This is a genomic window from Nocardioides sp. NPDC058538 (genome assembly GCF_042719275.1).
Classification (GTDB): domain Bacteria; phylum Actinomycetota; class Actinomycetes; order Propionibacteriales; family Nocardioidaceae; genus Nocardioides.
The window spans coordinates 98580-115566 of record NZ_JBHXNY010000020.1 but is presented as its reverse complement, the minus strand read 5'-3'; the positions used below and the strand labels follow the sequence as shown (position 1 = coordinate 115566).

The following is a 16987-nucleotide window of genomic DNA, read 5'->3' as shown; positions in this document are numbered from 1 at the left end:
GCGACGTTCTTGATCGTGACCCATGACATCAACTCGACGCGTACGGTCCCGGACAACATCGGTCTGCTCTACCACAAGCACTTGGCCATGTACGGTCCCCGTGAGATGTTGTTGAGTTCTGAGGAGCCGGTGGTGCGGCAGTTCCTCAATGCTCAGACGATCGGCCCGATCGGTATGTCGGAGGAGAAGGACGCCGATGAGTTGGCTGCGGAGAAGGACATGGGTCTGCCGCCGTTGCCGCCGATTCCGATGCAGCTGGAGCCGTCCAACGGCATTCCGCGCAAGTACCAGCGTCCGCCGGGCGCCTGGTGCCGGGAGAACGGTGTCACCCCGCCGCCGGAATCCTTCCAGCCCGAGGTCGTGCACGCCGCATCTGGCGGCGGAACCACCCAACCGGAACCTTGAAGATTGACTCACCATCAACTCAAGGCCAGGGGTTCGAATCCCCTCAGGTTGACCACCTGAAAACCCGCTTCTGACCAGCCACAACACGGCTGGTGAGAGCCGGGTTTCCTGCTTGTCGTTCGCCGGTCTCCTCGTCATGCGCCCCCTGGTGCCCTCCGGAGCCTTGGTTCAGTACGATCCTGGCGATTCCCCTTCGCTCATTCGAGCGACACGTGGCAAGCAAAGGAGCGGGTGCGCAGATGATCAGTACGCCGGGAGACGTCGGTCGTGGACTCCAGCACCTGGGACACCCACGGGTTTGGGGTGCGGTGATCGGTGCGGTCGGCGGCAGCGTCTTCGTCCATGCGAACCGTGGCGAGCTGTCGGCCGCTGTGTCAGGCGGAGCGCTGGTTGTCTGGGCCGGTGCGCTCGCGGTCTTCGTGTGGGCGGTGCTCATCACGCCCCGCCTGTTCGCGCCGCTCGAGCCTTTGCCGCGCAGTGCGATCTGGGTGTACTTCTTCAGCGTCGCCGGCATGTTGGTGGGGATCCAGCTGGGGCGGTTTGCCCTGGATGCGGTGGGACGCGTCGACGTCTTTCCCGGCGTCATCGTGCTGTTCGTCGGGCTGCACTTCCTGCCGTTCGCGCGTGCCTTCGACACCCCGATGTTCACCCGGCTCGGCCTCCTGATGGCCGTGCTCGGCGTGGCCGGGCTTGTCCTCGGGCTGGCGTGGACGGCGACGGCCGCTGCTGCCGCGGCCGTGGCCGTGGTCACCGGAGTAGTGATGCTTCTCGTCATCTCGCAGGACGCTTGGAGTGGTTCGCCCGACCGGGTCCGTGCCTGAGCGGTAGCGCGCCAGCCCGCTCAGGTGCTCTCCGACGAGCACTGAGCTGGCGCACCTTTCGCACCCACCTGCCGGCCGAATCCTCCGAGCCGGGCCCGTGCCGGGCGTAGCATGGGCTTGCGCCGTGTGCGTCAACCGGGGGCGGCGCAGTCGTCGGCGATGACACCGGAGGGTCCTGTGAACAAGGCTTTGCTGAATTCCCTGACCGAGAAGGAAGCAGCTCTCGTCCGTGAGGCGGACCCTGCTGTCCTGCGCGAGCTCGACGAGGACCAGCTCCTCGAGCTTCATGAGCGGGTGAGACGCGAGCGCAGCAAGCACATGAAGGTTTACCGCCGCGGTGCCAGCGCCGCGGTGGAGAGCGTCGGCGGACGCGGTAAGGCCTACGACCAGAACCAGCGCGCTAGGGCCAAGGCGGAGGTCTTCGAGTCCGTGTTGGCGCAGGTCAGCCGAGAGGTCAGCACGGCGGCGAGGAAGGCCTCGCAGGAGCTGAGGGCCGAACGGATCGCCGCGGCGCGAGCCGCCACCAGCGCAGGGCCGTCTCGTGAAACTCCCATGAACGACGGGGCCACCCCTGTGCCCAGCGCGCGGCGGGACGCGACGCGGACGACCGGAGGCCTCAAGCGTGACGCGTCCTCTCGTGCGCAGGGTGCCCGTCGCCAAGGTGTGCGCGACGCGCGCTGAGCACGTCCCTGGGTCCGTCGCGGCGGTGAGCCGTCCAGACGGGGCGGACTCTAGGCTGTGGCCATGTCGGCACGTCAGTGGATGCTCGGGCTGGAGCGAGCGTGGGATGCGGCGAGATTCCGTCGGGCAGGATCGCAGGTGCCGGCGGACTTCCGGATCGAGTGCTATGGCGGGCACGGGAGTGCCGAGGGCGTCGTGGTACGCGGTCGGGTCGTCGACGATCCGCCGCCCTCGGAGGCCGTGGAGGGTGAGGGCGCGAGGGCCGCCGTACGCCGCATGATCCGCCACTTCGTGACCGACGAGCTACCGGGTGTGCCGCTGCGGGTCACCGTGGGTGATGCCGCCGTGGACGCGGTCACCGATGACGAGGGCTACTTCGTGGCACGGCTGCGGCCCGACCCGGAAACGCTGGAGGCTCCGTTGACGCGCGGCGCCGTCGAGCTGGCCGGCGAGTACCGCGGCCTGGCCGGCGACTACCGGGCCACGGTGGAGGTCCGCGTGCCCGTCGGTGAGGCGCAGTTCGGCGTGATCTCCGACATCGACGACACGATCCTCGAGACCGGGGTGCAGCGCGTCGGGCGGATGGTGCGTCAGACCCTCACCGGATCGGCGCTCACGCGTACGCCGTTCCCTGGCGCGCCCGAGCTCTACCGTGACCTGGCCGCCAGCGCGAACCCGGTGTTCTACATCTCCTCCAGCCCGTGGAACCTGCATGCGTTCCTGGACGCCTTCGTGCGCCACCGCGACTTCCCGCGTGGGCCGCTGCTGCTGCGCGACCTGCTCGGCAGCGCCGACGGCCGGGAGCCGAAGAGTGGGCGCATCGACGAGGTCCTCGCGCTCCACCCCAGCCTTCCGTTCGTCCTCCTGGGCGACTCCGGTGAGCACGATCCGGAGATCTACGCCGACGCCGTCCGCCGTCATCCTGGGCGGATCCTCGCGGTCTACATCCGCGAGGTGCGGCTCGATCCTCACGACGGCCGCGTCGAGCGCGTGTGGAGCTCCATGGGCGACGACGTACCGCTCGTGCTCGTCGCCGACAGCGAGGCGGTACGTCGCCACGCCACCGGTCTCGGCCTGCTCTGAGAACGACACGGCCTCTGGGTCGTACGTCCTGGACCCGCTAGCCCTGCGGCAGGCCGACGCTGTTCCTCTGGAAGTCGATCAGCCGTTCGTTCTCGTAGGTGATCCGATGGGCAGTGCCCTCGAGCTCGCGAAACATCTCCTTGAGGGTACGAATCCCGTCGGACGACTGACGCGCGATGAGTCCTGCCAGCTCGAGGGCCACCGCCTCGGCCTCGCCGGCCGGGACAGTGCGTAGGGTCAGGCCCAACGCGACAGCCTCATCCGCGCCGACGGGGCGCCCGGTGTAGATCAGCTCCTTGGCGCGTGAGAGGCCGACGAGCTGGGTCAGTCGGGCCGGGCCGACCGGAACGCCCAGCCGAGCGCCCGCCCAGGCGAGCTTCAGATTGTCGCCGGCCACGCGCAGGTCGCAGCCGGCGATGATCTCGGCGCCGGCGCCCACGCAGTTGCCGACACAGACAGCGATCGTCGGCACGGGCACCCCGTCGACGAGCCGATAGAGCTCCGCGAACGCTTCCATCCGGGCGACTCCGCCTGCTGCGTCCAGGGGTTCGGTGACGTCCGCGCCCGCGCAGAAGGCGTCGGGAGATGTCGTCGAGAGCACCACCGCGCGAATCTCGCCGTCATCGGACAGCTCTCTCAACGCGTCGTTGAGCAGGCGGAGCGTCGGGGTGTCGAGGGCGTTCCGCTTCTCGGGACGGTTGAGCCGGAGGATCTCGACGTCTCCGCGCCGCTCCCGCACGAGGCTGGTCATGGCCGGTCCACGAAGATGTCGTACTCCAGGTCGCCGGTCCCGCCGTACTTCGAGAAGTCCGTGACTCCGGCATCCCGAAGCACGTCCACATCCAGGAACGAGTTGCCGGTGCACTCGCGCGAGGGGCGTCCCAGGATCTCCACCGCGGCGTCGGCGACGATCTCGGGCGTACGCGACCTCTCCACCGCTGCGTCTCCGCCAAGGAGATTCTGCACAGCGGCGGTGGCGATGAGGGTCTCCGGCCACAGGCAGTTGGCGGCGATGCCGTGCTCGGCGTACTCCGCCGCCCAGCTGAGCGTCAGCAGACTCATTCCGTACTTCGCCAAGGTGTACGCCGGGTGCGCTCCGAGCCACTGCGGCGACAGGTTGATGGGCGGCGACAGCGACAGGATGTGCGGGTTGGCCGATGCGCGCAGGTGGGGAAGCGACTTGCTCGTGAGCAGGTACGTCCCGCGCAGCTGGATCTGGGTCATCAGGTCGAAGCGCTTCATCGGCAGGTCTTCGGTGCCGTCGAGCGCGATCGCGGAGGCGTTGTTGAGCACGATGTCGATGCCGCCGAACCGCTCGACGGTCTGTGCGACCGCGTTCTCTACCGAGGCTTCGTCGCGGACATCGCCGACCACTGCGAGCGCCTGACCGCCCGCTTCCTCGATCTCGGCGGCGGCGGTGTGAACCGTGCCGGGCAGGCGTGGGTCGGGCTTGTCCGTCTTCGCCAGCAGCGTGACGTTGGCTCCCAGCTTGGCCGCGGCGATGCCTACGGCCAGGCCGATGCCGCGGCTGCCGCCCGACATGATGATGGTGCGTCCAGTAAGGCTCATGCCTGGGGACGTTACAGATCGTCTGCGGCTGTGGCAATGATGTAAATAACACATCGTCTGCGGATGCGGGATGCATGTAAGATCCGCAGGGATGTCACCGACCGATGCCGAGGCGAGCGCCCTTCGCCCTGTGTCCGCCCGTTCTGCGCTCCTGGGTCTGCTCATGAGCGCCGAGGTGCCGACGCTGTCCGCTCGTGAGCTCGTCGCGGGAGGCCGTCTGGTCGGCTTCTCGGAGACGACGGTCCGGGTCGCGCTCTCGCGCATGGTCGCCGCCGATGATCTGGTCCGAACCGCGGACGGGAGATACCAGCTCTCCGAGAGGTTGGGCCACCGCCAGCGCCGTCAGGAGGCGGCGATCCACGTGCAGACCGGCGCCTGGGACGGGGGCTGGGACATGGTCGTGGTGACCGCTACCGGCCGCTCCGCCGCCGACCGGGCGAGCCTCCGTGCGACGCTCACGGACCTCCGTCTGGCAGAGCTGCGTGAGGGTGTCTGGGTACGCCCGGCGAACCTCGACCTCGAGTGGTCCGATGACCTCGCCGGTCTGTGCGAGCGGCTGACGATGCGGCCCACGACCGACCCCGTGGAACTTGCCGGCAGGCTGTGGGATCTGGCCGGCTGGGCCGATCGGGCGCGCGAGCTGCTGGCAGCCACCGACACCGACGACCCCGTGCTGCGGTTCACCGCCTGTGCGACGTCAGTACGCCATCTGCTCGCGGATCCCGTCCTGCCCGACGAGCTGCTTCCCGCAGACTGGCCAGGTGCCGCTCTGCGGAAGGCGCACCTCGACTACAAGGACTGGCTGATCGACACTCGCCGGGCGCTCACCAAGAGCCCGTCAGCCTGAGGGCCAGTGAGCGCTCGCGTGTGCGAGTGCGGGTTTCTCCAGCTCGTCGACCAGTTTCTCGAACAGCGCGACCGCGGCGGGGGCGCTCCAGTTCGGGGCGAGGACGTCGTGGGGCAGGCCCGGGTCGCGGAAGGGGAGCTTGCGCCACTGGCCGACGGCGCCGAGATAGGTCACGAACGCGTCCTGGCCCGATGGAGCGGTGTCCTCGAGCCGGTCGGCGAGAGCGCTGTGGGCAGTGGTGAAGTCGCGGTAGCTCTGGTTGATCGCGTCGAGGTCCCAGCTGCTGTAGAGCAGCTCGGTGAGGTCCTGGGTGCCGTGGTAGCCGCCGACGAAGATCGCGGCATAGGACTCGAGCCCGAGCTCGGTCACCGCCCGCTCGGCCGCGTCTCGCATCCGCGCGGGCGCGATCCACAGCGCGGTGCCGACGTTGCCGAAGCCCAGGTGGGAGAGGTGGGCACGCAGCTGGTGTCGCTTGGCGCGCATCGACTCGGGTACGCCGAAGTGCACGATGCACCAGCCGTCGGCCAGGTCGGCGGGTGTGCGGGCGTGCCAGATCACCTCGTCGCCGGCGGCGAGCGTGGAGCGGGCGATGGGCGTGAGCCCGTATCCGCGGGTGCCGTCGCGGGTCTCCGAGTCGAGCCAGCCGTTCCGTTTGAGGCGGTGTACGGCGGTGCGTACGGACGGCGCGTCGAGCCCGACCTGGGCGAGCAGGTCGATCGCGCCGGCGATCGGCATCCAGTCGCCGAGCGGTCGCACGACAGCGCCGAGGAATGTCACCACGGTGGTGCGCGATCGTCGGTTGACCTGTGCTGCCGGTGCAGACCCCGCCTTCGTCACCCGCGGCATTCTGCCGGATCCTCCGTCGGCTTCCCGCGAACCCACCGCAGGTGGACCTGGTCGGTCTTGCCGGTCCTGAGCAGCTGCAGGCGAGGGGGGATCTTGTCGCTGCGCGACGTCGGTGGCTTGCGCCGCCCGGCCGCCCACTGTACGGGCCAGCCGGCCGCGGCGCCGTCGTAGTCCTGCTCGACAGCAGCGTGCAGCGTCCAGTTCGGGTCGAACAGGTGCGTGCGGCCGAGCGCACAGATGTCGGCGCGGCCGGCGAGCAGGATCGAGTTGACGTCGTCGTAGGAGGAGATGGCGCCCACGGCGATCACCTTCACCCCGGCCGGCTCGGCGACAAGGTGGCGGATCTTGTCGGCGAACGGGGTCTGGTACGAGCGCCCGAAGGCGGGCTTCTCGTCCTTGCTCACCTGGCCGGAGGAGACGTCGATCGCGGCTGCGCCGTGCTCGACGAACGCGCGGGCGATCTCGACGGCGTCGTCCTCGGTGTTGCCGTCGGGCATCCAGTCGGTGGCAGAGATCCGCACCGTCACGGGGATCGGGGCCGGCACCGTGGCGCGTACCGCGTCGAAGACCTCGAGGGGGAAGCGGAGGCGGTTGGCCAGCGGTCCGCCGTACTCGTCGTCGCGATGGTTGGCGACGGGGGAGAGGAAGGAGCTGAGCAGGTAGCCGTGCGCGGCGTGGATCTCGACCAGGTCGAAGCCGGCGTCGACGGCGCGCCGAGCCGCCGAGACGAAGTCCGCGACCACCTTGTCCAGGTCGGCACGGCTCGCCTCGCGCGGGACGTGGCAACCCTCGCCGTAGGGAAGCGAGGAGGGGCCGATGACCTCCCAGTTGCCGTCATCGAGCGGCTCGTCCATGCCGTCCCACATCAGCTTCGTCGAGCCCTTGCGGCCCGAATGGCCCAGCTGCAGGCCGATCTTGGCGGTGGAGTGGTTGTGCACGAAGTCCGTCACTCGGCGCCAGTGGTCGCGCTGATCGTCGGTCCAGATTCCCGGGCAGCCGAGGGTGATCCGGCCCTCGGGTGACACGCACGTCATCTCGGTCATCACCAGCCCGGCCCCGCCGAGCGCCTTGGAGCCGAGGTGGACCAGGTGGAACTCCTCGGGGACGCCGTCGGTCGCGGAGTACATGTCCATCGGGGAGAGCATGACCCGGTTCTTCACCTCCAGCTCGCCGATCCGGACGGGCTGGAACATCGCCGGCGCCACCTCCTGGCCGCCTTGGTGCCGTACGAACTCCGCCTCCATCAGGCGCGCGAAGTCGGCGTCACGTTCCTCGAGGTTCGCAGATGTGATCCGGCGCGAGCGGGTCAGTAGGTTGAAGACGAACTGCGCGGGGTCCTGGTCGGCGTACATCTCGATGTTCTCGAACCACTCCAGCGACGCCTGGGCCGCGCGCTGGGTCGACTCCACCACCGGCTTCCGCTCGGTCTGGTACGCCTCGAGCGCCTCGTTGAGCGAGGCGTGCTCATGCAGGCAGGCCGCGAGGGCGAGGGCGTCCTCCATCGCCAGCTTGGTGCCCGAGCCGATCGAGAAGTGAGCGGTGTGGGCGGCATCGCCGAGGAGCACGACGTTGCCGTCGTACCAGCGCTCGTTGCGGACGGTCTGGAAGCTGATCCACCTGGAGTTGTTGGTCAGGATCGCGTGGCCGCGGAGCTCGTCGGCGAAGATCTCGGCGACGCGGCCGACGGCGTGCTCGTCGGAGGCGCCCGGGGCGAGGACCTGGTGCTCGGTGCTGTCCAGGCCGGCGCGGCGCCACACGTCCTCGTGCATCTCCACGATGAACGTGGAGCCGCGGTCGGAGAAGGGGTAGCCGTGGATCTGCATGGTGCCGAACTCGGTCTGCTTGACGAAGAACTGGAACGCCTCGAAGACCAGGTCGGTGCCGAACCAGATGTACTTGTTCCGGCGGCGGTCGAGGCTGGGCCCGAACCGGTCGGCGTACTTGGTCCGGACTGCCGAGCTGACGCCGTCCGCGGCCAGCACCAGGTCGTAGGAGGCCCGCAGCTCGTCGGGGTCCGGGGCCTCGGTCCGGAAGTGGACGGTCACCCCCAGCTCGACGACCCGCTCCTGGAGGATCTGGAGCAGGTCCTTGCGTGACATCGCGGCGAAACCCTGCCCGCCGACGGTGAACGAGTGGCGCGCGCCCTGCCGGTCGGTGAGTCCGACGTCGATGTCGGTCCAGCGCGCGAACAGCTCCTCCATCCGGTCGTGCACGACCTGGTCGGCGCCCTCGATGCTGCCGAGGGTCTCGTCGGAGAAGACGACGCCGAAGCCGAAGGTGTCGTCGGGGGCATTACGCTCCCAGACGGTGATCTCGTGGCTCGGGTCGAGGGTCTTCATCAGCGTGGCGAAATAGAGCCCACCGGGACCACCTCCGACGATCGCGATCCTCATGTCCCGCTCTCCGAGGCGATCAGCTGCCGCAGCTTGAAGTGCTGCAGCTTGCCGCTGGTGTTGCGCGGCAGGGACGCGACGAAACGCACGTCGCGCGGGTACTTGTAGGGAGCCAGCCGGCCCTTGACGTACTGCTGGATCTCCTCGGCCTTCGCGGGATCGCCGTCCACGCCCTCACGGAGCACGACGAAGGCGCAGACGACGGCACCGCGGTCAGCATCGGGCCCGCCGACCACGCCCGCCTCGACGACGTCCGGGTGGGTGCCCAGCGCCTCCTCGACCTCGGGTCCGGCGATGTTGTAGCCCGAGGACACGATCATGTTGTCGGTGCGTGAGCGGTACCAGTAGTAACCGTCCTCGTCGCGGACGAAGGTGTCACCGGTGACGTTCCAGCCGTTCACGATGTAGCCGCGCTGGCGCGCGTCGTCCAGGTAGCGACAGCCGACCGGGCCGATCACCGCGAGCCGCCCCTCGACGCCCGGCCCGACCTCGTTGCCCTCGGCGTCCAGGATGGCGGCGCGGTAGCCGGGCACCGGCTTGCCGGTCGCCCCGGGGCGGATGTCGTCGCCGGCCGCGGAGATGAAGATGTGCAGCATCTCGGTCGCGCCGATGCCGTCGATGGCCCGCAGCTCCAGCTCGCGCTCGAGCTCCTCCCAGGTCGCCCGGGGCATGTGCTCGCCCGCGGTGACGGCGACCCGCAGCCCCTTGAGCTGCTCGATCGCGCCGGACTTGAGGATCTGCTTGTACGCCGTCGGCGCGGTCGCGAGCGCGGTGACGCCGTGGGTCGCGATCAGGTCGGCGAGCTGAACCGGTGACGCGGCCTCGGTGAGCAGAGCACAGGCCCCGGCCCGCAGCGTGAAGACGACCAGCATGCCGAGTCCGAAGGTGAACGCGAACGGCGCCGTGCACGCCACGACGTCGCTCGGCTCCAGCCGCAGCGTCGCCCGGCCGAAGGTGTTGTCGATCGAGAGGATGTCGCGGTGGAAGTGGGTTGTGATCTTCGGGACCCCGGTCGTCCCCGAGGTCGGCCCGAACAGCGCGACGTCGTCGGCCGCGGTGTCGACCGCGGTGAAGTCGCCGGGCTTGGCCAGGATCCGACGGGTCAGGTCGTCCTCGGCGTCCCCGCCGTAGGCGACCACGGTCAGGTCGGGTGCGACGGTGTCCCGGACCGCGTGGACGTCCTCGACGAACCGATGGTCGACGAGCGCGACCGCGGGCCGGGTCTTCGCGACGATCGGCCCGAGCTCGGTCGCCCGGAGCGCAGCCATGGTTGTCACGACGATGCCCCCGGCCTTGAGCACGCCGAGCCAGGCCGCGACCGTCCACGGGTTGTTCGGGGAGCGTAGGAGCACCCGGTTGCCGCTGACGAGACCGAGGTCGTCGACCAGCACGTGGGCGATCTGGTTGGCGCGGGTGAGCAGCTCGCCGTAGGTCCACACCGTGCCGTCGGGGGTGCGGAGGGCAGGACGGTCCGGACCATGTTCCGCGGCGGTCGCGTCGATCAGCTCGGTCGCGGCGTTGAGGCGCTCGGGGTAGTCCAGGAGCGGCGTGGTGAACTCCAGCCTCGGCCACTGCTCCGCGGGCGGCAGGTGGTCGCGGGCGAATGTGTCGGCGTAGCCGGACGGGCTCGACGCGTTCATGACGAGGCCCCCGCGGCTCGGATCATGCCTTCCTGGACGACGGTCGCGACCAGCACGCCGTCGGTGGTGAAGAAGCGGCCCAGGCCGGTGCCGCGGCCGTCCTCGACGGAGACGGCCTCCTGCGCGTAGAGCAGCCAGTCGTCCATCGCGACCGGGCGGTGGAACCACATCGCGTGGTCGAGGCTGGCGGTCACCAGGCCCTCGTCGGCCCACGCCAGGCCGAGCACCCGCAGGGCCGGCTCCAGGATCGTGTAGTCGCAGACGTAGGCGAGGGCCGCGGCGTCGCGCTGCTGGTCGGTCAGCCCCTCGACCGGGCGGAGGGTGTCGTACGGCTTGACCCAGATGGCCTGGTGCGGCGACCGCTCGCCCTCGACGGTCAGATAGACCGGCCCCGGCACGTGTCGCATGTCGAAGCTGCGGCCGCCGGACCAGTACGCCTTGGAGGTCTCTGTCATGGTGCCGCCGGTGCGCTCGGCGAGGTAGTCCGCGGAGGTCGGCAACGTCTCGGGACCGGGGATGTCGGCCGGCCTCGTGGCCTGGAAGCTGCCGCTCGGCTCGCCGGCGGCGAAGCTCGCCATGCACACGTAGACGGGCTTGCCGTTCTGGAAGCCGCGCACCTGGCGAGTGCTGTAGCCGCGGCCGTCGCGCAGCACCTCGACCTCGTAGCGGACCTCGGCGCCGATGTCGACGGGCCGCATGAAGTAGGAGTGCATCGAGTGCATCGACTTGCCGTCGGTCACGGACCGGGAGGCGGCGACGAGCGCCTGGGCCACCATGTCGCCGCCGTACGCCTTCGGCCACGGACACGGCTGGGTGGTCGCGGTGAAGGCGAGGTCGAAGACCTCCGGCTCGCACTCCTTGAGGGTGACGGCGTCCGTGAACGTCTGGGAGCCGGCGGTCATGGCCGGTCAGTCCAGTCGCGGAGGTCGGCGTCGTCGACCTGGGGGAGGTTGACCACGATGTTGTCCGGGGTGCGGGTGGTCATCCAGGTCAGCGGGTGGTTGCGGTCGAGGTTGCACTCGACGTGCGGCAGGAACGGGGGCACGAAGACCCAGTCGCCCTCGGACATGTCGAGGTAGTCCTCGAACTTCTCGCCGAAGTAGATCCGGGCCCGCCCCGACAGCACGTAGCCGCCGGTCTCGGCCTCGCCGTGGTGATGGGGTACAGAGCGATAGCCGGCGAGGTTGTGCACCTTGCCGAACCAGAGCCTGGTCGCGGGCGTGTGCTGGATGCTGACGCCGCTGATCCGGGTGGCGCCCTCGCTCTGCCCGGTCAGGTCGGGCTCGAAGCCGGCGCGGGTTACGACCGGGACGCCGAGACCGGAGGTGTCGGAGGTGGGGTCCATGTGAGGTCCTGTCCGTTCGATTCAGGAAGTGTTTCATTTTCTGCACGAACGTTGTAGGCATGTCAATAGATGCCCTACGGTCGAATCATGAACACGGACCTCACGCCCGTACCGGTGAACCCCGCGGCTCTGCCCGCGCCGCGCGGCTACTCGCACGGCACGCTCAGTGGAAACACGCTCCATCTCGGTGGCCAGACGGCGCTGGACGAGAACATGCGGATCGTCCCCGGAGGCATCGTCGAGCAGTTCCGGCAGGCGTTCGGCAACGTACTGACCACGCTGCGGGAGGTGGGCGGTATCGCCGAGGATCTGGTGTCCATCACGATCTATCTGACCGACATCCCCGACTACCAGGCACACGGCAAGGAGATCGGCGCGGTCTGGCGCGAGCTGGCCGGCCCGGTCTACCCGGCGATGGCGGGGATCGGGACCACCGAGCTGTGGCAGCCAGAGGCGATGATCGAGATCCTCGGCGTCGCCGTCATCCCCGACGAGCGGCTGGTACGCCCCGTCGGTTGAGCGAGCGGCGTCGTTGTGAGGTCGTGAGACCTAGGAGCGCCGCATGTTTACGCCGCCGTGGTTGTAGGAGCGATCCGGCTCGCGAGTATTGACGGGCAAGAGGTCCGGCGCCTCCCGTTGCCCCGCTCGTGTCAGAGCCACCGACGGATGTGGCCCCCGCTTCGTAGGACCCCCCTCTCTTCGGTCGCAACGGCGCGATCCTGCTCTGGCAGATCGTGCGTCGGTGGACTGGTTCTGGGCGACGGACTACTGAGCGGACGGATGGACCTCGATCCAACATCGACTCTGGACCCCACGGAGGTGCCATGTTTGCCACGGACAGTGCCGAGATGCCGACGTCGAGCACGAAGCGGCGCGTTGTCGCCCACGTCGATCTGGTCGTCCTGTCGTTCGTATGGACCGCGCACCTGATGAGTCCATACGCGCTCGCCAGCGCAAACGGGCAGGGCGCCACGCCTTCCAGTCGAATCTCGGTGCCTGCGGCGGCGCCGCAGGCACCAGCGAGCTACTCCCTACCCGCGGTCGTCGGCGCTGGCGTGCCGCAGAGGCGTGTTGTGCAGGTTGCGTCGGCCGCGTCGGCGAGTGGAATCCCGAGAGCTGCGCTTGCCGCGTACCAGCGCGCTGAGACCGTCATCAACGCTGCCGACGAGACGTGCAACATCGACTGGCAGCTGCTTGGGGCCGTGGGCTACGTGGAGTCGGACCACGGCCGCTTCGGCGGCAGCACCCTGGGCGCCGACGGCGTCTCCAGTCCAGGCATCTATGGCGTCCCTCTTGACGGTACGAATGACACCCAGGCGATCGAAGACACCGACGGCGGGCAGTACGACCGAGACAAGATCTGGGATCGTGCTGTCGGTCCGATGCAGTTCATCCCCACCACGTGGTCGGCCGTCGGCGTGGACGCCGATGGCGACGGGCAGAGGAACCCGCAAGACATCAATGACGCTGTGCTGGCGGCAGCGGTGTACCTGTGCTCAGGGCCCTACGATCTCGGTAGCGAGGCCGGCCGCCACGAGGCGGTCCTCCGCTACAACCGGTCGCCGTCCTACGCCGACCAGGTGCTGCGGACTCGAGTGGCGTACCTGAAGGGTGACTACGCCGCCGTTCCCGACCATATGGTGCCGGCGACCTCCACGTCCGGCTCCGATCGGCGGGCTGACGCTGCCACGGTTCGCCCGACCTCCGCTCCGGACCCGGATCGTGGTGGTCAGGCAAGCACGGAAGACGAGCCTGAAACCGAGCCCGAGTCACCTGCTTCGGAGGCTCCGTCTTCGCCGCCGAAGCAGGGACAGGACGAGGCCGAGGGGACTCTCGAGAAGGTCACCGAGCCACTTCCGGCCCCTGTCCGCGAACCTGTCGACCAAGTCCTGACGCTGACCCAGGCGATCACGCGATGCACGGCGAACGGTGTGAATCGGCTCGACCTGGTGGCTTGGAACCGGTGCGTCAACGATCTGGTCCGCTGAGCCCACCTCTGGTTGCGATGTACGCAACCACCCCGCCGGCGCGGGGAGCTGTCGGCTGACCGTGTCAGGCACCGAACAGCAGGTAGAGGCCCAGGTAGGTGTAGAGCACCATCGCGATGAGTAGCGGCAGCTGACCGGCGACCAGGTGACGGCGTGGGAGGATCTCCAGGGCACGGTCGTGAGCTGCGATGACGCCCAAGACGTGCCCGGTCACGATGGAGACGACCTGGGTAGTGGCGAGGAAGGTCGGATGCTGGGAGAACCAGTAGCTGACCTCCCACTCCCCGGTCCCGAACAGATTCGACCCGGTTCCGATGGGGTCGCTGATCTGGATCAGAGTCTGTGAGCCGACCTGTACGAAGAAGCTCAGGTAGTGCGCCACCATGTAGCCGACGACGATCGGGACGATGGAGTGAGCGAGCTGACGCGGGATCTGCCGGCGATCGACGCTCTCATCGACCCCTGTTGCCATCGACGCGGCCATGAAGACGACTCCGACGACGGTGACCGCCGTCAGGAGCCCGGCCGTTCCCAGCACGGCCTGATCGATGACGCTGGACTGGACGAACCGGATCCAGGTCACACTCTCGCGCCAGCTGTCGTATGCGGTGCTTGCGAGGAGGACGGCGACCGTGGCGACCAGTCCAGCTTCGCCCGGCACCCGGGCAAGGTGGCGTAGCGGACTGATCCAGACGAGGTCGCCTTCGTCGTTGCGTCCCCAGGGTGAGAGGTGGGCCAAAAGGGTGGAGTAGACCTCGAAAGGGTCGGCCCGCTCGAGCCAGCGTTCGCCGAAGATCGCGCCGCCGAGCAACATCGCTGCCAGATAGCACGCGAACCACGCGCGGACCGAGCCCAGGTAGGTCGCTTGGGGTGAGACGAGCTCGAGCCAGACGAAGGCGAACAGACCGATTGCTGCGGGCCAGTACCCCAGGTGGGCCGGATATCGGCGTACGCCTTCGCCAGGTGGTCGCCCCGCGACCTTCGCGAGGATCAAGTGGAGTGTGCGGGCCGGGCTGACAGCACCGTAGAAGCGGCCGAACAGCAGCGAAGCCGGGACGATGCCGACCCAGAGCCAGACATAGACCACGCCGAAGGCGGGGTTGTTCAGCAGGTCCGGACCGAACAGCGCGGGCCAGAGCATGAAGCAGAAGAACGTCATCCCGAGCGCACGGATGCTCATGGTCCAGCCAGGACTGTCCAGGAACGCGGCGAGCCCGGCGGGGACGGCTCGTTCGCCGCCGGCGGTCGAGAACCGCGGCGTACGCCACGCCAGGAGCAGAACGACGAAGGACAGCGCGAGGGCGGCGGTGCCGCCCGCGATCGCGAAGGAGGCGGGAATGGGCAGGTCGGCGCCCCCGCCCAAGCCATGCATGGGCAGGATCAGGGGGAACAAAGTCAGTGCACCTCGATGAGGGCGACGACGGCGCTGGTGTCGTGGTCCTCGACCTCGACGGTGCCAGGAGTGTTCACGACGATCTCGCTGTCCGTGGTGCCCTCGGCGAACTGGACGAACTGTTCAGGGGCGGAGTGGATGTGCAGCTCGCCGGCCCGATCGGAGTCGATCTCCACGAGGAGCTTCTCTCCGGTGCCGAGATGGATCTCCTCCGCATTGGGTGACACATCCTCTCCGTCGATGATGATCGTGAGCAGCGGACCGAGATCGGTCGACTCGGTGCTGGGGCTGACCGGAGCTGCCGGCGATGAGGCAGCCGAGGGGGTCACGGAGGACGTCGCGTCGGTCGGCTCGGCCGGTGGGGCGGTGTCCTCGGCGCTTCCGCACGCGGCGGGCGCGAGGACGAGTGTGAACGTCGCAGCGATGGTGGTGCTGAATCGCCCGAGAAGGCGGAGGCGCGTAGGCATGGATACCTCTCGTGTGAGTTGTGTCTGATAGTTCGCCCGCACGTGCCACGACAGTGCGCCGAGCGGGCCCTAACCGGGGAGGGCCGAGCCGGGTAGCGCTGCGAGCGCCACGACGGTGACCGAGGCTGACACGGCGGCCACCTTCCGCAGCCGCCGGCGAGCGGGCTTGTCGCGCCGGCCTTCGCCTTCCTCCGGGTCGGATCTGCGCCGCCGCTCCCGGTGCAGGAGTGCCACCCCCGTGCCGAAGATCACCACCGCCAGCGCGTCGTACGCCGCCAGCTGCCAGCCGCCGGTCGTGGTCGCCGCGAGCAGCAGTGCCGCGCCGCCCACCGGCATGATCCGGGCAAGTAGCCGCGTGGCCTGCGCCGCCGGTCCACCGGCTCGACGCAGGATCGTCCACTGCATCACCGCGGCGCCGACGCCGACCGCGGCCGCGAGTAGGAGCGCGGTGTCCGCGGCCACGGTGAGCGGCGTCGGTCCCGCCGGTGCGTGCGGGCGGGCGAAGACCCAGGTGGCCGCCAACGCCGAGGCGGCACCGAGCACCGTCGCCGCGGCCGTGCAGCGCTCGGCCGAGGTCCGGGCGGGCTCGCTCCGCAGGAGCAGCCAGAAGCCGAGTGTGAGCGGCAGCAGGATGAGCAGCCTGGCCATGAGCGCCGCCCCGATGTCCGACTTGACCGTGCCGGCGAGGAGCGCCGGGTCGAACGCGTCACTGAGCGAGGTCCGGGCGGCGTAACCGCCGAACGAGAGCAGTGATACGAGCGTCGCCAGCACCATGGTCGCCCACGTGTACCGGAGCAGGCGGCGCGATCCCGGGCGGCGGGCGCCCGCAGGCCAGACGACCCCGAGCACGAACACGGTCCCGACACCGAGCACCAGGGCGGCTGTCGCGAGGATTCCCGCCACCGCGTACACCGTGACGACCACCGGGTCGCGGTCGACGACCAGCCCGGGGACCGCGGTGAGCCTCGCCGCGGAGAACACCGAGAAGGTCGACGACCCGACCATCGGTTCGAGGGCGCTGGACGGCACCGACCAGACGACCGAGTAGATCCCCTCGTAGCGGGTCTTCGGCATCGGCACGGCAATCGTGTCGTCGGCCCCCGGCGGGTTGTACGGCCGGGTCGACACGATGCGCTCGCCTGCAGGATCGGTCATCTGGACCGACGCGAGCTCGGCGGGGACAGGCCGGTCGAACGTGATCCGGACCTCGTCGGGGGACTTGACCGTCTCGCCGTCCGTCGGGCTCAACGAGACCAGCACCGGGTCACCGGATGGCGACGGCAGCACCGTGAGCAACACTCCCCAGCAGACTGCAACCAACACGATCAGCCCGATCACGCGCCGACGGAACCTGGGGCGGGGTGGGGTCGTGACAGCCTGTGGGCGAATCTCCTGCGCCGTCATCGGCCAGCCTCCTGCATGATTGGGAACTCTTGGGAAATGTCGGGTACGGCACGGCACGGTCCGGGGCTGGGCTGCGCTGCCCAGCCCCGGACCTTCGGTGGTGTC

At 69.2% G+C, this 16987-nt stretch carries 16 protein-coding genes and 1 pseudogene; 7 read left to right on the top strand and 10 right to left on the bottom strand.

The annotated features are described in order from the left end of the window. The 4 genes and pseudogenes from ACFWQC_RS18385 to ACFWQC_RS18370 all read left to right on the top strand — a co-directional run. Positions 1 to 405, top strand: a pseudogene (locus ACFWQC_RS18385) (ABC transporter ATP-binding protein); the annotation flags it as partial. A 239-nt stretch (positions 406 to 644) separates the two neighbouring features. Then, complete coding sequence (locus tag ACFWQC_RS18380; RefSeq protein ID WP_378680900.1) at positions 645 to 1226, top strand: hypothetical protein; 582 nt, start codon at positions 645 to 647, stop codon at positions 1224 to 1226. 177 nt (positions 1227 to 1403) lie between these two features. Further along, positions 1404 to 1907 carry a hypothetical protein gene (locus ACFWQC_RS18375; protein ID WP_378680897.1) on the top strand — a complete coding sequence of 168 codons (504 nt, stop codon included), beginning with the start codon at positions 1404 to 1406 and terminating at the stop codon, positions 1905 to 1907. Between the two features lie 63 nt (positions 1908 to 1970). After that, entirely contained in the window at positions 1971 to 2990 is a 1020-nt protein-coding gene (locus ACFWQC_RS18370) for a phosphatase domain-containing protein (protein ID WP_378680894.1), read from the top strand. Between the two features lie 37 nt (positions 2991 to 3027). Here ACFWQC_RS18370 and ACFWQC_RS18365 read toward each other — a convergent pair whose 3' ends face one another. Beyond that, entirely contained in the window at positions 3028 to 3741 is a 714-nt protein-coding gene (locus tag ACFWQC_RS18365) for an enoyl-CoA hydratase/isomerase family protein (protein ID WP_378680891.1), read from the bottom strand. Continuing rightward, complete coding sequence (locus tag ACFWQC_RS18360; protein ID WP_355020879.1) at positions 3738 to 4559, bottom strand: NAD(P)-dependent oxidoreductase; 822 nt, start codon at positions 4557 to 4559, stop codon at positions 3738 to 3740. Before ACFWQC_RS18360 ends, ACFWQC_RS18365 begins: the two co-directional genes overlap by 4 nt. A 91-nt stretch (positions 4560 to 4650) precedes the next feature. Here ACFWQC_RS18360 and ACFWQC_RS18355 point away from each other — a divergent pair, with 91 nt between their 5' ends. Next, a complete protein-coding gene (locus ACFWQC_RS18355; protein WP_378680887.1) occupies positions 4651 to 5406 on the top strand; it encodes a PaaX family transcriptional regulator C-terminal domain-containing protein in 756 nt (251 codons plus the stop codon). Here ACFWQC_RS18355 and ACFWQC_RS18350 read toward each other — a convergent pair. Genes ACFWQC_RS18350 through ACFWQC_RS18330 form a run of 5 tightly spaced genes read right to left on the bottom strand, consistent with a single transcriptional unit; the run spans position 5398 to position 11630 of the window. After that, complete coding sequence (locus tag ACFWQC_RS18350) at positions 5398 to 6243, bottom strand: PaaX family transcriptional regulator C-terminal domain-containing protein (protein WP_378680884.1); 846 nt, start codon at positions 6241 to 6243, stop codon at positions 5398 to 5400. The two genes, ACFWQC_RS18355 and ACFWQC_RS18350, sit on opposite strands and share 9 nt — an antisense overlap. After that, positions 6240 to 8645 (bottom strand): bifunctional salicylyl-CoA 5-hydroxylase/oxidoreductase, encoded by a 2406-nt coding sequence (locus ACFWQC_RS18345; RefSeq protein WP_378680881.1) that lies wholly within the window; start codon positions 8643 to 8645, stop codon positions 6240 to 6242. Before ACFWQC_RS18345 ends, ACFWQC_RS18350 begins: the two co-directional genes overlap by 4 nt. Next, positions 8642 to 10285, bottom strand: a complete 1644-nt coding sequence (locus tag ACFWQC_RS18340; protein WP_378680878.1) for an AMP-binding protein — start codon at positions 10283 to 10285, stop codon at positions 8642 to 8644. Before ACFWQC_RS18340 ends, ACFWQC_RS18345 begins: the two co-directional genes overlap by 4 nt. Continuing rightward, a complete protein-coding gene (locus ACFWQC_RS18335) occupies positions 10282 to 11187 on the bottom strand; it encodes an acyl-CoA thioesterase (RefSeq protein ID WP_378680875.1) in 906 nt (301 codons plus the stop codon). Before ACFWQC_RS18335 ends, ACFWQC_RS18340 begins: the two co-directional genes overlap by 4 nt. Further along, positions 11184 to 11630: a cupin domain-containing protein gene (locus tag ACFWQC_RS18330; protein WP_378680872.1), complete on the bottom strand. Its 447-nt coding sequence runs from the start codon at positions 11628 to 11630 to the stop codon at positions 11184 to 11186. Before ACFWQC_RS18330 ends, ACFWQC_RS18335 begins: the two co-directional genes overlap by 4 nt. 87 nt (positions 11631 to 11717) lie before the next feature. Between ACFWQC_RS18330 and ACFWQC_RS18325 the strand changes: the two genes are divergently transcribed. Together ACFWQC_RS18325 and ACFWQC_RS18320 are read left to right on the top strand one after the other, a co-directional pair. Continuing rightward, positions 11718 to 12149 (top strand): RidA family protein, encoded by a 432-nt coding sequence (locus ACFWQC_RS18325; protein ID WP_378680869.1) that lies wholly within the window; start codon positions 11718 to 11720, stop codon positions 12147 to 12149. Positions 12150 to 12454: 305 nt separating this feature from the next. Continuing rightward, positions 12455 to 13618: a lytic transglycosylase domain-containing protein gene (locus ACFWQC_RS18320; RefSeq protein WP_378680866.1), complete on the top strand. Its 1164-nt coding sequence runs from the start codon at positions 12455 to 12457 to the stop codon at positions 13616 to 13618. A gap of 64 nt (positions 13619 to 13682) precedes the next feature. Here ACFWQC_RS18320 and ACFWQC_RS18315 read toward each other — a convergent pair whose 3' ends face one another. From ACFWQC_RS18315 to ACFWQC_RS18305, 3 genes are all read right to left on the bottom strand, one after another. Continuing rightward, positions 13683 to 14990 carry a hypothetical protein gene (locus ACFWQC_RS18315; RefSeq protein WP_378680863.1) on the bottom strand — a complete coding sequence of 436 codons (1308 nt, stop codon included), beginning with the start codon at positions 14988 to 14990 and terminating at the stop codon, positions 13683 to 13685. Between the two features lie 23 nt (positions 14991 to 15013). Then, positions 15014 to 15478, bottom strand: coding sequence for a hypothetical protein (locus ACFWQC_RS18310; protein WP_378680860.1), 465 nt, complete (start codon positions 15476 to 15478; stop codon positions 15014 to 15016). Between the two features lie 69 nt (positions 15479 to 15547). Then, a complete protein-coding gene (locus tag ACFWQC_RS18305; protein ID WP_378680858.1) occupies positions 15548 to 16816 on the bottom strand; it encodes a copper resistance protein CopC in 1269 nt (422 codons plus the stop codon). Between the last annotated feature and the right edge of the window lie 171 nt (positions 16817 to 16987).

Bases quoted from the DNA above. Each gene is read 5' to 3' on its own strand.
- ACFWQC_RS18315 (WP_378680863.1), bottom strand. From the start codon at position 14,990: ATGCATGGCTTGGGCGGGGGCGCCGACCTGCCCATTCCCGCCTCCTTC.
- ACFWQC_RS18325 (WP_378680869.1), top strand. From the start codon at position 11,718: ATGAACACGGACCTCACGCCCGTACCGGTGAACCCCGCGGCTCTGCCC.
- ACFWQC_RS18310 (WP_378680860.1), bottom strand. From the start codon at position 15,478: ATGCCTACGCGCCTCCGCCTTCTCGGGCGATTCAGCACCACCATCGCT.
- ACFWQC_RS18345 (WP_378680881.1), bottom strand. From the start codon at position 8,645: ATGAGGATCGCGATCGTCGGAGGTGGTCCCGGTGGGCTCTATTTCGCC.
- ACFWQC_RS18355 (WP_378680887.1), top strand. From the start codon at position 4,651: ATGTCACCGACCGATGCCGAGGCGAGCGCCCTTCGCCCTGTGTCCGCC.
- ACFWQC_RS18370 (WP_378680894.1), top strand. From the start codon at position 1,971: ATGTCGGCACGTCAGTGGATGCTCGGGCTGGAGCGAGCGTGGGATGCG.
- ACFWQC_RS18320 (WP_378680866.1), top strand. From the start codon at position 12,455: ATGTTTGCCACGGACAGTGCCGAGATGCCGACGTCGAGCACGAAGCGG.
- ACFWQC_RS18380 (WP_378680900.1), top strand. From the start codon at position 645: ATGATCAGTACGCCGGGAGACGTCGGTCGTGGACTCCAGCACCTGGGA.
- ACFWQC_RS18330 (WP_378680872.1), bottom strand. From the start codon at position 11,630: ATGGACCCCACCTCCGACACCTCCGGTCTCGGCGTCCCGGTCGTAACC.
- ACFWQC_RS18335 (WP_378680875.1), bottom strand. From the start codon at position 11,187: ATGACCGCCGGCTCCCAGACGTTCACGGACGCCGTCACCCTCAAGGAG.
- ACFWQC_RS18360 (WP_355020879.1), bottom strand. From the start codon at position 4,559: ATGAGCCTTACTGGACGCACCATCATCATGTCGGGCGGCAGCCGCGGC.
- ACFWQC_RS18340 (WP_378680878.1), bottom strand. From the start codon at position 10,285: ATGAACGCGTCGAGCCCGTCCGGCTACGCCGACACATTCGCCCGCGAC.
- ACFWQC_RS18365 (WP_378680891.1), bottom strand. From the start codon at position 3,741: ATGACCAGCCTCGTGCGGGAGCGGCGCGGAGACGTCGAGATCCTCCGG.